At 41.8% G+C, this 3,023-nt stretch carries 4 protein-coding genes; all 4 read right to left on the bottom strand.

The genetic code is table 11. From position 1 onward, the window contains the following. Positions 1 to 11: 11 nt before the first annotated feature. Positions 12 to 422 carry a hypothetical protein gene (locus OI69_RS18560; protein WP_039354093.1) on the bottom strand — a complete coding sequence of 137 codons (411 nt, stop codon included), beginning with the start codon at positions 420 to 422 and terminating at the stop codon, positions 12 to 14. 318 nt (positions 423 to 740) lie between these two features. Further along, positions 741 to 2,138 (bottom strand): relaxase/mobilization nuclease domain-containing protein, encoded by a 1,398-nt coding sequence (locus OI69_RS18555; RefSeq protein WP_039354092.1) that lies wholly within the window; start codon positions 2,136 to 2,138, stop codon positions 741 to 743. Beyond that, positions 2,107 to 2,481 (bottom strand): hypothetical protein, encoded by a 375-nt coding sequence (locus tag OI69_RS18550; protein ID WP_039354088.1) that lies wholly within the window; start codon positions 2,479 to 2,481, stop codon positions 2,107 to 2,109. The genes OI69_RS18555 and OI69_RS18550 overlap by 32 nt, the downstream gene beginning before the upstream one ends. A gap of 184 nt (positions 2,482 to 2,665) precedes the next feature. Beyond that, positions 2,666 to 3,023 (bottom strand): hypothetical protein (locus OI69_RS20010; RefSeq protein WP_162183349.1); only part of this gene is annotated, 358 nt, incomplete at its 5' end.

Genomic DNA, 3,023 nt, shown 5'->3' with positions numbered 1-3,023 from the left:
TCAAGTCTGAGCTAATACACATTAAATTCGTATTTTTTAATACGATGCGATTCACGGAACGGTAGCCCATGCGCGGAAACTTGTGTCTCATCCCCAGCATCTGTTTTTACCCAGATAGTGTCATTGTTCGGGTTGTAGCTGATGACAGTGCCTGAGAGCGTTTCCTGAAACGTATACGCTCGACCGCAAAATTCAAATTTTTCAGTAGTGATTTGCTCTTCCCATTGCTGATGCACCCAGTCGTTGTAATCAGCTTCTTCTTTCCGGTTTTTCCTGTAAGCAAAAAAAGCCCAGATGAGCAGGGGAGCACTGACGGGTAGCCAAAGCCACCAAAGCTGAATTGCACCTGCCATAAAAAGCCAGTCGATAAACACAGGAAGCAATACGCCGATCCAGAAACGTCTCATGAATAAAAGGCTCATACAAATTCCTTAATAGCTGAGTGAAAGTCATATTCGATGTATGAAGAGGTCAGGAACTATGTATGAGACGAAATTTGTCATTGCTGAACCTATATCGTTAGTTGAATAAGTAAATAGACCAGTTAAATCAGTCTATTATGGGAAAAGGAACAGCTACATTTTGAACAGTTGTGATCAAACAAAGCAAATCGCTTATAACGATCGATGGTTTACTTGTGATAGTTAAAAACTATCATAAATTAAATATAGATCGGTATTAACGATCGTTAATCTTGTGTTTTTTGTATGAAGAAAGGCTTGCTGGAGGGCTTCTCAGCCCTACATTGGGAATGATGATGAGTGTGATTTTTGCGGAGTTTGGATGGTGGTTTTTGGTGTTGCCCTAATTTCTATCATCTTCATGCCCGTAATGGTGTTGTGTTTGTCTGGGCGTTTGAGTGTCGGTACTTTGAGTTTTTTCAACATGCCAATGATGATGCTGAGGTAGGGGATAGTTTCTAACCATCTGAAGCCGGTCTGAATCATAGAGAGGGGTTTTCTGTGGTGAGCTTCTTTTGCCGCTTCGGTTGCATGTGCTTCTTTACCATCTGCACCAGCTTCTTTTACTGCTTCGGTTGCATACACTTCTTCAGCATCAGCATCAGCATCAGCATCAGCATCAGCATCAGAGAGAAGCGCTTTGGAAGTGATAGCGTATTCGCCCTGAACAGCATCCTTATCGAAGATAATCGCTTCGATGGGAGTGTTAACGTCTGCTTTGAAGATTTCAGGGGTATCTATAGCATTGGTCATATCAAGAGCTTCTCTAACAGGTGCCTTACTGACTGAGGGAGTTTTCAGTCCAAACAGGAAAGCATTGTCGCGTTCCGGCTGGTAGTCGAGCCTGTTTTGTAAGGCAGACCAGGAATAGCCTTTGCCAAGCTGCGAAGCTTTGAAAGCAATCCCCTGATATTCGAATGAAAATCCATTCATCTTTCCGGTAGAAGCGATATTCGGGACTACCGTTATGTTTCGTGCCACAAGCTGTGTCACAAATTCAGTCGTTGATGGTTTACCGGCAAGCAATTCTTCCAGTGCTTTCTGAATGACCGATTTGGGCGATGGCTCTCCTTTATACTTCTCCATCATCGCTTCGTTACGCGACAGCTTTTTAGGCTTTGGTATTGCGACCATCGGTTTCTGGGGCGGAGATTTTCTGGATAGCGAAGGAGGGAAGGGTGAAGCTGGGGATGGTGATGCTAACAATTCTGGCCCTTTGGTTCTTAGTGAATAGTCGCGTTCAAGCTGCTGAATGATACGGGTGCTGATCAGGTTTTCATTTTTGCCCAAGTAAAGGCTTCCATTGGTGAGATCGATACGACTGGCAATAATGTGGATGTGTTGGCCTGCTTCATCATCATGTAGGACATAACATCTCAGATGCGTTTCAGAGAAGCCCATACGAGCCATGTAATCATCAGCAATCTCTGACCATTGAGCATCTGTCAGCGCTTCGCTTTTCGGTAACCGAAGTGAATTATGCCAAACGGATTTGACCACATCCGGGCGAAGCGTTTTGGTGGTATTGAATTCGGCGATCAGATCTCCGGCTATATCCCCCAGCATGTTCCCACCAATCACATAAGGTGTGCATTTATGGTGAGAGCCTGGCTTTAATGCGTAGAGAACAACACCAGAGAAGTTTTTACCTCGCCTGATTTTCTGCATTCCCTTCATGGGAAGCACTCCACATATTATCGGTGATCAGATTTGTGCGAAGCTCTGCGATCTGACGCTTCACGGCAAAGAGTTCAGTTTGTGAGAGAGAACTATCATTGCTCTTGCTATCCAGATGAGCGACAAGCCTGTTTAACTTCTGCGAAATCTCACCAAGGGTTTTCCATGCTTCAAGATTAATCGGGGGAATAACGGGGGGAAGGTTATGCAGAAACGCCATACGCAGCCATTCACCTTTGCGATGAATACCACGCCTTTCATTCAGAAGCGACAACTCTTCATTATTTAATCTGACACTGACGCAATTGCTGCGAAGGATATTATTAAAAGTATTACCTGCCATATGAACTCCTTTTCATATAATTAAATAAAAGCATATTCCTTATGCTTAGACTTACTTATATGACAGAAGCTAACAATGTCAATGCATGGTGTTGATTTTGCTTTTAATTTTTTTCAACCAAAGGGCGAAAAACAAGGGAGAACTCGGAGAAGCCAGCGTAGCGCTTCGGAGAGTTAGCCCTTGCTTAAATAATATTAGATAGTTGATGTAATGTATAAATTTGTGCAGGAGAGTCATCTGAGGGATTGTAAATAAATCTTGTTTTATTTAATTCATTTTCTTCTGTTTTGTTTTTTAGGTAAGATAGCAGGTTAATAATTATTGTTCTTTCTTCTTTGGGGTTGTAGTGTAAAGTTATTTTTTTCGATAAATTAAATTTAATTGAATTTCTTTCTAATAATCTTAACGCTTCTTCACTTTTTTCATAAAGTTGAAATATATTAGCGCTCCCAGAAAAATTACATAACTTGTCAGTAAAAATTTCTGGATGTTGATGGAATGGGGGATATGAGGTAAAATTATTTGTATTAGTCGCGACCAGA

This window comes from Pectobacterium fontis (assembly GCF_000803215.1).
Lineage (GTDB): Bacteria > Pseudomonadota > Gammaproteobacteria > Enterobacterales > Enterobacteriaceae > Pectobacterium > Pectobacterium fontis.
The sequence above is the reverse complement of the archived record's forward strand: the minus strand, read 5'-3'. Positions and strand labels throughout refer to the sequence as shown.

Coding starts and splice junctions, on each gene's coding strand:
- OI69_RS18560 (WP_039354093.1), bottom strand. CDS start 422: ATGAGCCTTTTATTCATGAGACGTTTCTGGATCGGCGTATTGCTTCCT.
- OI69_RS18555 (WP_039354092.1), bottom strand. CDS start 2,138: ATGAAGGGAATGCAGAAAATCAGGCGAGGTAAAAACTTCTCTGGTGTT.
- OI69_RS18550 (WP_039354088.1), bottom strand. CDS start 2,481: ATGGCAGGTAATACTTTTAATAATATCCTTCGCAGCAATTGCGTCAGT.